Annotated in this window: 14 protein-coding genes and 1 pseudogene; 8 read left to right on the top strand and 7 right to left on the bottom strand. The window is 40.6% G+C overall.

Features of this window, described 5'->3' with window-relative positions; genetic code table 11:
* Positions 1 to 65: 65 nt before the first annotated feature.
* Genes PMAL9190_RS04830 through PMAL9190_RS04820 form a run of 3 tightly spaced genes read left to right on the top strand, consistent with a single transcriptional unit; the run spans position 66 to position 1342 of the window.
* A complete protein-coding gene (locus tag PMAL9190_RS04830; protein ID WP_065176640.1) occupies positions 66 to 584 on the top strand; it encodes a nitrate reductase cytochrome c-type subunit in 519 nt (172 codons plus the stop codon).
* Between the two features lie 29 nt (positions 585 to 613).
* Positions 614 to 1189 carry a NapC/NirT family cytochrome c gene (locus PMAL9190_RS04825; RefSeq protein ID WP_060999543.1) on the top strand — a complete coding sequence of 192 codons (576 nt, stop codon included), beginning with the start codon at positions 614 to 616 and terminating at the stop codon, positions 1187 to 1189.
* A 15-nt stretch (positions 1190 to 1204) separates the two neighbouring features.
* Positions 1205 to 1342, top strand: coding sequence for a TIGR02808 family protein (locus PMAL9190_RS04820; RefSeq protein ID WP_087844135.1), 138 nt, complete (start codon positions 1205 to 1207; stop codon positions 1340 to 1342).
* 90 nt (positions 1343 to 1432) lie between these two features.
* Here the strand turns inward: PMAL9190_RS04820 and PMAL9190_RS04815 are convergent, their stop codons facing one another.
* Positions 1433 to 1888, bottom strand: coding sequence for a DUF1499 domain-containing protein (locus PMAL9190_RS04815; RefSeq protein WP_087844134.1), 456 nt, complete (start codon positions 1886 to 1888; stop codon positions 1433 to 1435).
* Between the two features lie 11 nt (positions 1889 to 1899).
* A complete protein-coding gene (locus tag PMAL9190_RS04810) occupies positions 1900 to 2256 on the bottom strand; it encodes a DUF2956 domain-containing protein (protein WP_370738741.1) in 357 nt (118 codons plus the stop codon).
* 442 nt (positions 2257 to 2698) lie between these two features.
* Between PMAL9190_RS04810 and PMAL9190_RS04805 the strand changes: the two genes are divergently transcribed.
* Positions 2699 to 3145: a DUF2919 domain-containing protein gene (locus PMAL9190_RS04805; protein ID WP_087844220.1), complete on the top strand. Its 447-nt coding sequence runs from the start codon at positions 2699 to 2701 to the stop codon at positions 3143 to 3145.
* A 19-nt stretch (positions 3146 to 3164) separates the two neighbouring features.
* Complete coding sequence (locus tag PMAL9190_RS04800; protein ID WP_087844133.1) at positions 3165 to 3581, top strand: hypothetical protein; 417 nt, start codon at positions 3165 to 3167, stop codon at positions 3579 to 3581.
* 258 nt (positions 3582 to 3839) lie between these two features.
* Here PMAL9190_RS04800 and crr read toward each other — a convergent pair whose 3' ends face one another.
* The 5 genes from crr to cysZ form a co-directional block, all read right to left on the bottom strand.
* Positions 3840 to 4349, bottom strand: a complete 510-nt coding sequence (gene crr, locus PMAL9190_RS04795; protein ID WP_060999553.1) for a PTS glucose transporter subunit IIA — start codon at positions 4347 to 4349, stop codon at positions 3840 to 3842.
* A gap of 40 nt (positions 4350 to 4389) precedes the next feature.
* Positions 4390 to 6114, bottom strand: a complete 1725-nt coding sequence (gene ptsI / locus PMAL9190_RS04790) for a phosphoenolpyruvate-protein phosphotransferase PtsI (protein WP_087844132.1) — start codon at positions 6112 to 6114, stop codon at positions 4390 to 4392.
* A gap of 53 nt (positions 6115 to 6167) precedes the next feature.
* Complete coding sequence (locus tag PMAL9190_RS04785) at positions 6168 to 6455, bottom strand: HPr family phosphocarrier protein (RefSeq protein ID WP_087844131.1); 288 nt, start codon at positions 6453 to 6455, stop codon at positions 6168 to 6170.
* A 321-nt stretch (positions 6456 to 6776) separates the two neighbouring features.
* Entirely contained in the window at positions 6777 to 7745 is a 969-nt protein-coding gene (gene cysK, locus PMAL9190_RS04780) for a cysteine synthase A (protein WP_087844130.1), read from the bottom strand.
* 249 nt (positions 7746 to 7994) lie between these two features.
* A complete protein-coding gene (gene cysZ, locus PMAL9190_RS04775; RefSeq protein WP_087844129.1) occupies positions 7995 to 8756 on the bottom strand; it encodes a sulfate transporter CysZ in 762 nt (253 codons plus the stop codon).
* Between the two features lie 350 nt (positions 8757 to 9106).
* Here cysZ and PMAL9190_RS20480 point away from each other — a divergent pair.
* The 3 genes and pseudogenes from PMAL9190_RS20480 to ligA all read left to right on the top strand — a co-directional run.
* Positions 9107 to 9239: pseudogene (locus PMAL9190_RS20480) on the top strand (cell division protein ZipA); the annotation flags it as partial.
* A gap of 257 nt (positions 9240 to 9496) precedes the next feature.
* Entirely contained in the window at positions 9497 to 10513 is a 1017-nt protein-coding gene (zipA, locus tag PMAL9190_RS04770) for a cell division protein ZipA (protein WP_306341439.1), read from the top strand.
* 141 nt (positions 10514 to 10654) lie between these two features.
* The gene (ligA, locus tag PMAL9190_RS04765; RefSeq protein WP_087844127.1) at positions 10655 to 12673 is read left to right on the top strand and encodes an NAD-dependent DNA ligase LigA; all 2019 of its coding nucleotides are present in this window, start codon (positions 10655 to 10657) and stop codon (positions 12671 to 12673) included.
* Positions 12674 to 12980: the final 307 nt, after the last annotated feature.

The raw sequence follows: 12980 nt of genomic DNA, 5'->3' as shown, positions 1-12980 counted from the left end.
ATCAATTCAGCGAACGTAGACAGTCGTTCGCTGTAACTAGAATATGCCTAGTAACGGAGAACAGCATGAAACGATTATTTTTTGCAGTATTAGTCGCAGGGCTGATGCTTACAGGTATCGCGCATAGTGATGATAGTGATTCGGCTGCAGCAACCACAACCGCCGCAAATATTGCAGCGGCGGCTAAACTTGATAACCCTGGTGGTATCGGCGGCGTTGAGTCGTTACGCGGCATGGTTGAGTTAGAGACAACACGTCCAGCAGACCCAATGAAACACTACCCTAAAGATCAAGGTCTTATCGATAGTGATTATGTATATCAGCCACCATTGATCCCTCATAGCATTCGTCATTATGAAGTGTCGTTAAATGCCAATAAATGTTTAGCCTGCCATAGCTGGAAAAATGCTAAACAAATGAACGCCACTAAAATCAGTGTGACCCATTATATATCCCCACAGCAGGGGCAAGTGTTGTCTGATGTCTCACCAAGTCGCTATTTTTGCTTGCAGTGTCATGTACCTCAAGCGGAAGCTAAGCCACTGGTTGAAAATGATTTTAAACGCGTAAACGCATTACGTTAATCGTGACTGAATAGTAAAAGGGTTTATCTATGAAGTTGTTAAAAACATTTTGGCTACGGCTAAAAACACCCAGTAAAGTTGCGGTTGGTTTAGTGCTGTTTATGGGATTTATGGGGGGGTTATTATTCTGGGGCGGATTTAATACCGTGATGGAAAAGACTAACTCTGAAGAATTCTGTGCTGGCTGTCATGCGCCAATCGTTAAAGAAATTCAAGAAACAATTCACTTTTCAAACCGTTCTGGAGTTCGAGCGATTTGTTCAGATTGTCACGTGCCGCATAATTGGACTGATAAAATTGTGCGAAAGGTGCAGGCATCAAAAGAAATTGTTGCACATATGATGGGCACTATTGATACCCCTGAAAAATTCAATGCTCGTCGCGGTCATCTTGCTGAGCGCGAGTGGCAGCGAATGAAAAATAATGATTCTCAAGAGTGTCGTAATTGCCATCAGTTCAATTATATGGATTTTTCTGAGCAAGCTCCGCGGAGTGCAAAGCAGCACTCAACCGCACTAGCATCAGGTGATAAAACCTGTGTTGATTGTCATAAGGGGATTGCCCATAAGTTACCTGACATGAAAGATGTGGCAGGGTGGCAATAAACCAAAGGAGAGATAATGAGTACGCTAGAATCTGTTATTTGGCATGTACTGGGTTATGCTGCGATGCCAATGATTATTTTATCTGGCTTTATCGCGGTTGCTGCTGTGTGTGTTGGACTATTATCATTAGGCAAAGATAAAAACCTTGATTAAATAGCTACTACAATATGAATATTAAGCCATGGTTACCTGAGTGAATACTTACGTTACCATGGCTTTTTAGTTTATTCATAGGCCAGTCAATCAGTTGCTGGTGGTTGTATCGTGTATTAATTGTTGATCGATCAATAATGTTCTAAATTGCTGAGCACGTTTCCGATTAACACCAAAATCAGAATAACCACTGCGAGAAATGGATCGTATTTGCAGTTGTTGATCATGCTGTTTGACCTCAAAATCATCAATGAATCCAAACACTGCGCTTTGAACTTCAATATGAAAATAATGGTCATCACTTTCAATAAGTTTTGCGCCGGGTAGGGTTTGTGCTAGCGCAATAATTTCGCTCCAGCTTCGTATACCTTTAGGTGTCAACAGAAAAGGGGCTAAGTGGTATTTTTCGCGTTGCTCAAGCGTTGATACACAGTGGGATTTATTATCGCAAGGCGAATCAATCTGACGCTGCCATGGTACTGATTGAGGGTCAGCACAGCCACTGATTAGGCCACTTAATACACTGATAAAGCCAACAATCTTCATATTCACTCTCATCATTGTGGGTGGGTGTAAACGAAATAAAGCCCAAAGCCAATCCAAGAGACAAGGGTGATTGTCCATGGTAGCCAATGTTGCTTGTAGATGATATTCGGATTCGCGGCAGGCGTAGTGGTTGCTGCTATCTCTGGTTGGGTATTTTTAGATTGGGCATGTTTCTTTTTTAATTTATCACGCTCCCGTGCTTTGGCTTTTTGTTGTTTTTTATATTGCTCAATGCCTTTCTGAATACCTTGTGCTATCAGTTTTGTTTGTTCTTTAGTTTGGCCTTCTTTTTGGGTTGCTTTCGCTACTCGTAATGCCTCTATTTGTGTTTCCGCAGAAGGCGCTGGCTGCTTTTTTATGGTTGTCATCGTTATTATTGACCTTACGTAAAAATGATAAGGAGCAGTGATTATATCTGATTAGTTAATTTTAGCAGTAGTGTTGTCATATGTGTGATTGTTGGCATATGTGTAAGGATTTATATAAATAAGCTTTTTTGTATGAAATTTCCAATTTTAGATGAATATGGTGTTAATACTACATTCATATTGTAACCTTATGATTAAAAAGAATTTAGAGGCTGTTTTTGTGACTGTTGGTGGTTAATAAATAACCACTAATTGTTGGTTTTTGATCAAAAAACGTGACTTGCTAGGCAATATAAATAAATGAAAAGTGCGGTGATCCACAAAAACAACCCTTAAATAGTACTTATTATGCGTTGATCGATTAGAGTCAAAACTAAGCCGTAACGTGCTGATGTTATCGAGATTGATGCGTATTGAGTTGAACAAGTGTGAGGAAAGTTGTTTGCTTTATCCTATCAATGCCTACGATGAACATGGGCAACTAAAATTAAATAACATGTTATGGCTTGCGCTGATTTTTAATGCGAAAGCATGGGTAATTTTTGTGATGGCTGGAGTAAGTCGCACTCAAGGTGGACAACTACTTGAGTTGATTTATCCGCTTCGTGACACATTGTATATCGGCATGGTACTGGGAGGTCCTGCTTTAGTATTAATGTGGTTATCAGGTCAGCGTAGTAGTGACAATAAAGTTATACATTATCTGTGGCAGCATGGAAAAAAAATATTAATAGCTGCTTACAGTATCGATTTTGCTTTGCAAATATATCATCTCGTGTTGAGTCAAGGTGCGTTTTCTTGGGTACGCGCATTAACCTTGTTATTAACCGTTTGGCTTGGATTGTATCTACTTCGAAGCTCACGAGTAAAAGATGTATTTGCAGATTAGCTTTTTAGAGGTAGTTGTAATGGAAAAGTTATCTATGGGTAAAGGACAATTATTTTTAAGCACATTATTAAGCCCATTAGCAATGGCGGATTGGCTACTTGATGTTAGTTTTGAGATGCACAGTGCTTGTCGTAGCCGACAAATGGTGAATACATCGTTGTCACTATTACCTGGCGAAGAAACTATTTTTTTCGAAGGATTACGTCAGGATAATCACCATTTATGCCGTGAAGTAGTAGGCAGTGCGCAATTGCTAGATGTATCTGCTGATAAGGTCAGTATTGCATTGCAAGTTCAAGAGCGATTAGATGATGGTGGCTGGCGAACTATTTTAGCTCAAACACTATCAACAGGATTAAATATGCCAATGCTATTTGAATCCGGTGAGCCAAGTAGCGAGCATGTCAAATTACAAGTTGAAGTGATGACCGCATAAACCCTGATGATTGATTTCGATTATGCTTAAGAAGCGCGATTATTTTATGGTCGCGTTTTTTATTGGTATATATGATGGCAATAAGGCTGCCTGAATTGATGATAGAGAGATTCTAATAGTTATTTAAGCTAAGAGTATGAACTCAATATGTGAAAGCGCCTGTGTCGCTATGAAAGCGTTTTAAGAGTTAGAGTCTTATTTTGTAGCCATAAAAAAACGCAGCTATAAAGCTGCGTTTTTATTAAGATATCAACAATCTTATTTCTTGATGCGTAATACTGGTGTTTCACCAACGTTTACAGCACCAGATAGCTTGATCAACTCTTTGATCTCATCCATGTTAGAGATAACAACTGGCGTCAATGTAGACTTAGCTTTCTCTTCTAGGATTGCAAGATCGAATTCGATGATAGTATCGCCAACTTTAACAGTTTGGCCTTCTTCAGCGATGCGAGTAAAACCTTCGCCTTTAAGTTCAACAGTATCGATACCGAAGTGAACAAAAAGCTCGATGCCATCGTCAGACTCAATAGAGAAAGCGTGGTTAGTTTCGAAAATCTTACCGATAGTACCGTTTACTGGTGCAACCATTTTGTTGCCAGTTGGTTTGATAGCAATACCGTCACCAACAATTTTTTCAGCAAATACTACATCAGGCACATCTTCGATGTTAACGATTTCACCAGAAAGAGGTGCAATAATTTCAATTACACCAGCTTCGCTGCTGTCGTCAGAAACCATTTTCTTTAATTTGTCAAACAGACCCATATCGTTGCTCCTAAGCGTTGTTATTCTATCTGCTATATTATTAGCAGATGGTCTTTTCTGCGATGAATTTTTCTACGTGCTCTTCAATCTCAGCAGCAGTTGGAAGAGATAATGCATACTCTGCCATTGCTTTTACGTCAGCAAAGTTAGCGTTACGGATAACTTTCTTCACGCGAGGGATAGAAATCGCACTCATGCTGAACTCGTCAAGACCCATACCTAATAACAGTAGGGTAGCGCGTTCGTCGCCAGCAAGCTCGCCACACATACCTGTCCACTTACCTTCAGCGTGAGAAGCATCAATAACTTGCTTGATCACAGTAAGTACAGCAGGCGATAGCGGGTTGTAGAGATGAGAAATAAGCTCATTACCACGGTCAACTGCTAGAGTATACTGGGTTAAATCGTTGGTACCAATACTAAAGAAAGAAACTTCTTTCGCTAAATGGTGCGCAATCGCTGCAGCTGCTGGTGTTTCAACCATAACACCGATTTCGATGTTAGCGTCAAATGCTAAGCCTTCTGCTGTTAATTCAACCTTAAACTCTTCAATTGCTGCTTTTAATGTACGTACTTCTTCTACCGAAATAATCATCGGGAACATGATACGAACTTTACCATGAGCTGATGCACGCAAGATAGCACGGAATTGGTCACGAAGAATTTCACGACGATCTAGGCTGATGCGAATTGCACGCCAACCCAAGAATGGGTTCATTTCCTTAGGAAGATCTAAGTAAGGTAGATCTTTATCACCACCGATATCCATAGTACGGATGATCACTGGCTCGCCATGCATTGCTTCAGCAACTTCTTTGTATGCTTGGTACTGTTCTTCTTCTGTTGGCAGAGAATCACGGTCCATAAACAAGAATTCAGTACGGTATAGACCAACGCCTTCACCGCCATTACGGTTAACGCCATTACAGTCTTTAACTGTACCGATGTTACCGCATACTTCAACTTGTTTACCATCAAGTGTGATAGCAGGAAGATCTTTTAGCTTAGCTAATTCTTCTTGCTCTGCTTTAGCAGCATCACGGATAGCTTTAAATTTGTTTAGTTCATCTTCAGTTGGATTGATAACAATCTGGTTATTGATTGCATCAAGAACTAGCATATCGCCGTTCTTAACTTCAGATGTAATAGTATTCGTTCCCACAATCGCAGGAATCTCTAGCGAACGCGCCATGATAGAGGTGTGTGAAGTACGACCACCGATATCAGTAATAAAGCCAAGAACGAACTCTAGATTAATTTGTGCAGTCTCTGATGGTGTTAGGTCATTAGCAACCAAAATCACTTGCTCATCAATAGCACTTAAATTAATAACGTTAATACCTAATGCATTTTTAATAAAACGGCTACCGATATCACGAATATCACTTGCACGTTCTTTTAAGTATTCATCATCAAGAGATTCAAGCGTTTGTGCTTGTTCTTCAATGATCGAATAAATAGCATAATCAGCAGAATGCTTATCTTTAATAAGGGCTATAATTTCTTCTTCTAGCTCCTCATCTTCAAGCAACATGATGTGGCCTTCAAAGATGGCTTCTTTCTCTTCACCAAAGGTGACACGTGCTTTTTCTTTGATAACTTCAAGTTGCTCAGCAGATTTTTTTCGAGCGTCGAAGAAACGTTGAATTTCGTTATCGATCTGGTCTGCAGCGATTGGAGTTTTGTTTAGAACAATCTCTTCTTCTTGCAATAGCAATGCTTTACCGAAAGCAATACCAGGAGATGCCAGGATACCTGAAATCATAGCCTTACCTTTAATTAACTAAAAACTGGAACTCGTTTGTATACAAACTTTGCTTAGATTTCGCGGAACATTGCGATATCAGCACCGTCATGTAGCTCTGTAAGAGTTACTAGCTTATCAACGGCTTCTTGAGCTTGTGCACCTTCAGCTGCGATAGTAATAACAGCACCTTTAACTAGGCCTAGTGTTTGAAGCTTGAATAGGCTCTTAGCACTTGCGCTTTTACCATTTGAAGTTACTGTGATATCAGCATCAAATGCTTTTGCGTCTTTAACGAATTGTGCAGCTGGACGAGTGTGTAGGCCGTTTGGTGCTGTGATTTCAACTTGCTTCTGATACATATTTCACCCCGATTTAGATATAGTCGTTATATTAATAGTTTGCTTTAATGAGCTATAACCTATGCGATTATAAATCTCTGCATATTGTTCAAGCAGTATAAACTACCTAATAATATGTTGTCTTAGCTTTAATCCATATCAAAGTTTTATGAGAAACTTTTTTTTGAATTAATCAAAATTGACTAATAGTTGTCCTTTTATTTTGATGCTAAAAATAAAGCGCATCAGCTTTATAGTAAAGCTGAGAATAAAATGCAACAAAAAAGCCCACAAAGGGCCTTTTTGAGTCAGGATATACCTATAAAGCATCACAAAGTGTGATCACTGTTGGGTTTCTTTTTCTGTAAAAATACCGGCAAAAAGTGCTGTTGATAGATAACGCTCACCGGAGCTGGGTAAAATAACAACAATATTTTTATTCGCAAATTCTGGTCGAGCAGCAATATTATTTGCAGCAACCACAGCAGCACCTGATGAAATACCCGCCAAAATACCTTCTTCATCCATCAGGCGACGTGCCATTTCAATCGCATCATCAGAACTGACTTGCTCAATTTCATCGATAAGGGCTAAATCAAGATTACCTGGAATAAAACCAGCGCCGATACCTTGAATTTTATGTGGTGCAGGTTGAACGGTATCACCATTTACTGTTTGAGTGATCACTGGTGATTCTGCAGGCTCAACGGCAACAACAGTAATTGCTTTTCCTTGTTGTTGTTTAATATAACGACTCACACCGGTAATTGTACCGCCAGTGCCAACACCTGAGACAAAAACATCAATCTCGCCATCAGTGGCATCCCAGATTTCAGGACCGGTTGTTTTTTCATGAATAGCAGGGTTAGCTGGATTATTAAATTGTTGTAATAGGAGATATTTACTTGGATTTGAGTTGACGATTTCTTCAGCTTTATCAATCGCGCCCTTCATACCTTTTGCCGCTTCAGTTAATACCAGATTTGCACCAAGCGCTTTTAATAATTTGCGGCGCTCAAGGCTCATGCTTTCTGGCATTGTTAACGTCAATTTGTAACCACGAGCTGCGGCGACAAAAGCAAGAGCGACACCAGTATTACCACTGGTAGGCTCTACAAGTTCTATACCTTCTTTTAGAAGACCATTCTTCTCAGCTTCCCATACCATATTGGCGCCGATACGGCATTTAACACTAAAGCTAGGGTTACGTGCTTCAATTTTTGCAATCACTTTGCCATTACTGACACGATTAAGACGTACCAGCGGTGTATTACCAATAGTGAGAGAGTTATCTTCGTATATTTTGCTCATACTTCGTTCCTTCGTGACAAATTAGACTCAATGTTGAATAGAATAAGCATATACCTGTCTCAATATTTGCAAAGTAATTAATTGTTATATCTTATTGTTATTGTGTGATAGTTGCTACCTTTATTGATTAATTGTTTGTATTTTGTTGCTATGTAGTGCGGTTAAAATAGCACTTTTTTATGAGAAAAATAAAAAAAAGACCAACAGCGCAAATACTGTCGGTCTTAACATAAGTAGCTATCTTAATGATCAGTAACGTTTAAATTGGCTACGATAATGATCAACCCACATTGCTGTTGCACCACAAACGGCGATAGGCATTACAAATAAATTAACAATAGGTACCATGGTTAATAGCATCACTACCGCACCAAAACTGAGTGCTTGAGTTCGCTTTTGTTTTAGCGCATCTCTCATTTCAGGAAACGGTACTTTATGGTTATCAAATGGATAGTCAGCATATTGAATCGTCATCATCCAAGCATTGAATAAAAACCATAATATTGGAGCAACCGTTTGTCCGATAGCAGGAATCCACATTAAAATGAGTAATCCAATCGCTTTAGGTAGATAATATTTAAGCTTGGTCCATTCACGTCCCATGGTACGAGGTAAATCGGTAATCAAGGCTTTAAAGCTATCATCCGGTGGTGTTTGCCCTGTGAGTTTAGCTTCAAGATACTCGGCCAATAAACCATTAAATGGGGCTGCTATCCAATTAGCAATGGTACTAAAGAAATATGAAAACGAGACTAAAGCCGCAATCGCTAATAATGGCCATAAAATATAGGACAGCCATTCTAGCCAGCTAGGTAAATAGCTCAGCCAATTGTCGATCCAACCACTTAGGTGAGTTAATAATGTTGCAAAAGCGCTACCAAGCAACACCATATTTATCACTAGCGGAATGAGAACAAAGCGACGCGTGCCCGGTTGGAAGGCGAGCTGTAGACCTTGAAAAAAATAACCTGCACCACTGGTTGTGGGGGTTGTATTATGCTGTTGTGGCATTTCTTTCTCCTGAACAAGCATTTTCTAGTGTTTTACTGTTCATCTGTTTAGATTACTTTATAGATTTTAATTGCCGAGGTAGGATGGAATCAATTCGTAAAATTGTTGTCACTACGTTGACCATAAATAAAAATGATGAGTAACAATACAAAAATGATTTAAAATTGTACAAAAATAACTAAGCTTACACTATCTTGATGGAATCTCGATATTCATGTTCTCATTGTCAAGTGAGTTTTGGTACAGTAAGTCATTCGGTGAGAAATTCTAACTAGATACTAAGTTTCCTAGTAGATTTTTTTCTATTATTAACCCCGTAAAGGGATAACGAGTTAATTTAGAGTATTCATATGCAGGAATTGCGTCTGGTTCTTATTATTGTTGGTGCGTTAGCAATTGCTGCGCTTCTTTTTCATGGTCTATGGACAAGTAGAAAAGAAAAACCAGCTAAATTTGGTGAGAAGCCACTAAGTAAAATAGATGAAGCGAATCTTGAGAGTCAAGATATTGCTCAAGAGAGTGTTAGTGACGTCCGCGTTGTGAATAGTGCACCGGAAGTGACACCAGCAAAACCAACTCAAGCTGAGGTTAGCGAAACTCAGCAGCCAGCCCCTAAACGTAAAGAGCCTGGTTTTAGTTTTGGCGAGCGCCCTCAGTATGATCCATTATTAGGTGAAACAGCCCCTCAAACGGCTAATACATCAGCTAAAGTGGCGACACATGAGCGTATTGAGCCTCAGATGAATATTGGATCTGCCGCTCAACCGACCGTTGCTGTTCAACCGACTGTTGTTGCTCAACCGACCGTTGCTGCTCAACCAACTGTTGCTGCTCAGCCGACTGTTGCTGCTCAGCCGACTGTTGCTGCTCAGCCGACTGTTGCTGCTCAGCCGACTGTTGCTGCTCAACCGACTGTTGCTGCTCAACCGACCGTTGCTGCTCAACCGACTGTTGCTGCTCAACCAACTGTTGCTGCTCAACCAACTGTTGCTGCTCAACCAACTGTTGCCGCTCAACCGACTGTTGCTGCTCAACCGGCTGTTGCTGCTCAACCAACTGTTGCTGCTCAACCGACTGTTGCTGCTCAACCGACCGTTGCCGCTCAACCAACTGTTGCCGCTCAACCGACCGTTGCCGCTCAACCGACCGTTGCCGCCGAAGCTATTACAGCACCGACGCCGATATTTACGCCTGCCGCTGAAGATGATAAACCGCAAGATCGTGTTGTAGAGAGTGTTGTAACAGAAACTGTTGCCGAAAAAACACCTAAGCCTGAAATTACGCCAGAGCCTGAACTTGACGACATTGTTGAACCGGAGATATTACCAGAGCCTGAACCTTTGCCGCCAAGCTATTTATCTTTGTGTGTGCATGCTCGTAAAGGTAAGGTATTACGCGGGCCATCATTATTTGCATGCTTAGAGCGTAATGGTTTGATTTTTGGTGAAAACTCAGTGTTTCATCGTCATGCAGACTTAGCCGGTACTGAGCCTGTTATTTTCTCTGTTACCAATTTGGTTAATCCTGGTACATTTCCTGAAACCAATTATCAGCATTTTGAAACGCCAGGTATTGGCTTTTTCTTAATGTTGCCTTGTCATGGAAAAGCATCCAGTAACTTTAATATGATGCTTCAAACGGCCCAGCAAATTGCCGATCAACTTAATGCCGATGTGATGGACCAAGATCGGGTTATGATCACCCCTAATCGTATTGCTGCATACCGAGAAAAATCAGTAAAATATAATCAATGTTAATCCAATAGATTATTATTATTGTTTTAAAATTCAGGCTCCTTCGGGGGCCTGAATTTTATTGTAGCTATAGTCATCGCTCTAATGATTTGAAGTCTTGTTATCAGAGTCATTAATCAACATTTTCTTCAGATAGGAATTGAAATGAACACCGACCTTCAGCAACAACTTGCCAGCTTAAAACAACAACTTGATTATCATGGCCATCGTTATTACGTTGAAGATAACCCTGAGATACCAGATGCTGAATATGATCGTCTAATGCAACAATTATTGGCGATTGAAGCTGAGCATCCAGAGTGGATCACTAATGATTCTCCAAGCCAGCGTGTGGGGGGAGCGGCGCTTGAGGGATTTACTCAAGTTACCCATGAGATTGCGATGTTGTCATTAGGCAACGCATTTAATGATGATGATTTACGTGACTTTCAAAAGCGAGTTCAAGATCGATTGCGCGATAACAGCAGCATCAGCTATTGCTGTGAGCCCAAATTGGATGGTTTAGCTGTTAGCTTAATGTATGAGAATGGCGTTCTGGTTCAAGCAGCAACCCGTGGTGATGGCGCGACGGGAGAAAATATCACCCATAACGTGCGTACTATTGGTGCAATTCCATTACGTTTACGTGGTGATGACTGGCCGCAGCGATTAGAAGTGCGCGGTGAAGTGTTCATGCCTAAAAAAGGTTTTGAAGAACTCAATGCTAAAGCATTAAAAAAAGGCCTTAAAACTTTTGCTAATCCACGTAATGCAGCTGCTGGTAGTTTGCGACAACTCGATCCTAAAATTACCGCTACCCGTCCATTAAGCTTCTATGCCTATGCGGTTGGTGTGGTAGAAGGGCGAGAGTTAGCAGATACCCAATATCAACGTTTATGTCAGTTAAAGGCATGGGGCTTACCTATGTGCCCTGAGATTCGTTGTGTTGATAGTATTGAGTCTGTGATTGAGTATCACCAAATGATCGGTGAAAAACGTCAATCTTTAGGCTATGAAATTGATGGTGTGGTGATCAAGGTTGATCAACTGGATCTACAATTACAGCTTGGTTTTGTTGCACGTGCGCCACGCTGGGCAATTGCCTATAAGTTTCCAGCTCAAGAAGAAATGACCATTTTAAATAATGTTGAATTTCAGGTTGGACGCACAGGCGCAATCACGCCGGTTGCTAAACTGGAACCCGTATTTGTTGGCGGCGTAACGGTCAGCAATGCAACATTACACAATGCCGATGAAGTTGCACGCTTAGGGGTTATGATTGGTGATACCGTCATCATTCGCCGTGCAGGTGATGTGATTCCACAAATTGCAGCGGTGGTTGAATCTCGCCGTCCTGATAACGCGACTGCGATTGTCTTTCCGACCGAGTGTCCAGTGTGCCAGTCTAAAGTTGAGCGAGTTGAAGGTGAAGCTGTTGCGCGTTGTTCTGGTGGCTTATTCTGCCAAGCACAACGTAAAGAAGCACTGAAACATTTCGTATCACGTAAAGCGTTAGATGTTGACGGCTGTGGTGAAAAAGTCATTGAGCAATTAGTTGATCGTGAAATGGTAACAACGCCCGCTGACTTATTTAAGTTCAGTGCTGGCGAGGTAACGGTACTAGAGCGCATGGGGCCGAAGTCGGCACAGAAGCTAATTGATGCTCTAACAGCCTCAAAACAAACTACGTTAGCACGATTTATCTACTCATTAGGTATTCGTGAAGTCGGTGAAGCGACAGCAGCGAATGTGGCCAATTATTTTGAAACTTTAGAAGCAATCAGTCAGGCATCTAAAGAGCAATTAATTAAAGTACCAGATGTGGGTGAGGTGGTAGCTGCACATTTGTTCAATTTCTTCCGTGAACCACATAATACTGCAGTTATTGATGATTTATTGGCGCAAGGTATTCATTGGCCTGCAATTGAGAAGCCTCAAGCTGGGGTTGAATTGCCGTTAGAAGGCAAAGTCGTGGTGCTTACGGGGTCATTATCCCAACTGACTCGTGGTGATGCCAAAGCAGCATTACAAGCACTTGGTGCTAAAGTAACCGGAAGTGTTTCAAAGAAAACCGATTTACTCGTTGCAGGTGAAGCCGCAGGTTCAAAGTTAACCAAAGCCCAAGATTTGAATATTGAAATCTGGAATGAACAGCAGTTAGTTGATTTGATCAACAACGGCTAGTAAATACTTCGTTTTATATTGAAGCCTCACACAAAGTGAGGCTTTTTTTTGGTCGTTATTTGATCAGTATTAAAGCGTTACTAGTGTGAATAAACTTAATTTTTAGTGTTTATTTAATGGTGATAATGAAAAAGATTTGTGGTTGACATTCATAGTTTACTATTTGTAAAACTGCTAATAGCACCATATTAGAAATACGACACTGTTCACAATAATAGTTTAGTGTGTGTATAAAATATTGTTTATAAAGGGTTTATTTTTGTTTTCTTGTTGAGAGTGAAAACATATGACATTGATCACGATAGTG

This window comes from Photobacterium malacitanum, from assembly GCF_900185615.1.
Taxonomy (GTDB): domain Bacteria; phylum Pseudomonadota; class Gammaproteobacteria; order Enterobacterales; family Vibrionaceae; genus Photobacterium; species Photobacterium malacitanum.
This window is presented reverse-complemented; position numbering and strand designations above follow the sequence as displayed.

Excerpts from the sequence above, each read along its gene's own strand:
- PMAL9190_RS04830 (WP_065176640.1), top strand. The coding sequence starts at position 66 with ATGAAACGATTATTTTTTGCAGTATTAGTCGCAGGGCTGATGCTTACA.
- PMAL9190_RS04825 (WP_060999543.1), top strand. The coding sequence starts at position 614 with ATGAAGTTGTTAAAAACATTTTGGCTACGGCTAAAAACACCCAGTAAA.
- PMAL9190_RS04820 (WP_087844135.1), top strand. The coding sequence starts at position 1,205 with ATGAGTACGCTAGAATCTGTTATTTGGCATGTACTGGGTTATGCTGCG.
- PMAL9190_RS04815 (WP_087844134.1), bottom strand. The coding sequence starts at position 1,888 with ATGAAGATTGTTGGCTTTATCAGTGTATTAAGTGGCCTAATCAGTGGC.
- PMAL9190_RS04810 (WP_370738741.1), bottom strand. The coding sequence starts at position 2,256 with ATGACAACCATAAAAAAGCAGCCAGCGCCTTCTGCGGAAACACAAATA.
- PMAL9190_RS04800 (WP_087844133.1), top strand. The coding sequence starts at position 3,165 with ATGGAAAAGTTATCTATGGGTAAAGGACAATTATTTTTAAGCACATTA.
- crr (WP_060999553.1), bottom strand. The coding sequence starts at position 4,349 with ATGGGTCTGTTTGACAAATTAAAGAAAATGGTTTCTGACGACAGCAGC.
- ptsI (WP_087844132.1), bottom strand. The coding sequence starts at position 6,114 with ATGATTTCAGGTATCCTGGCATCTCCTGGTATTGCTTTCGGTAAAGCA.
- PMAL9190_RS04785 (WP_087844131.1), bottom strand. The coding sequence starts at position 6,455 with ATGTATCAGAAGCAAGTTGAAATCACAGCACCAAACGGCCTACACACT.
- cysK (WP_087844130.1), bottom strand. The coding sequence starts at position 7,745 with ATGAGCAAAATATACGAAGATAACTCTCTCACTATTGGTAATACACCG.
- cysZ (WP_087844129.1), bottom strand. The coding sequence starts at position 8,756 with ATGCCACAACAGCATAATACAACCCCCACAACCAGTGGTGCAGGTTAT.
- zipA (WP_306341439.1), top strand. The coding sequence starts at position 9,497 with ATGAATATTGGATCTGCCGCTCAACCGACCGTTGCTGTTCAACCGACT.
- ligA (WP_087844127.1), top strand. The coding sequence starts at position 10,655 with ATGAACACCGACCTTCAGCAACAACTTGCCAGCTTAAAACAACAACTT.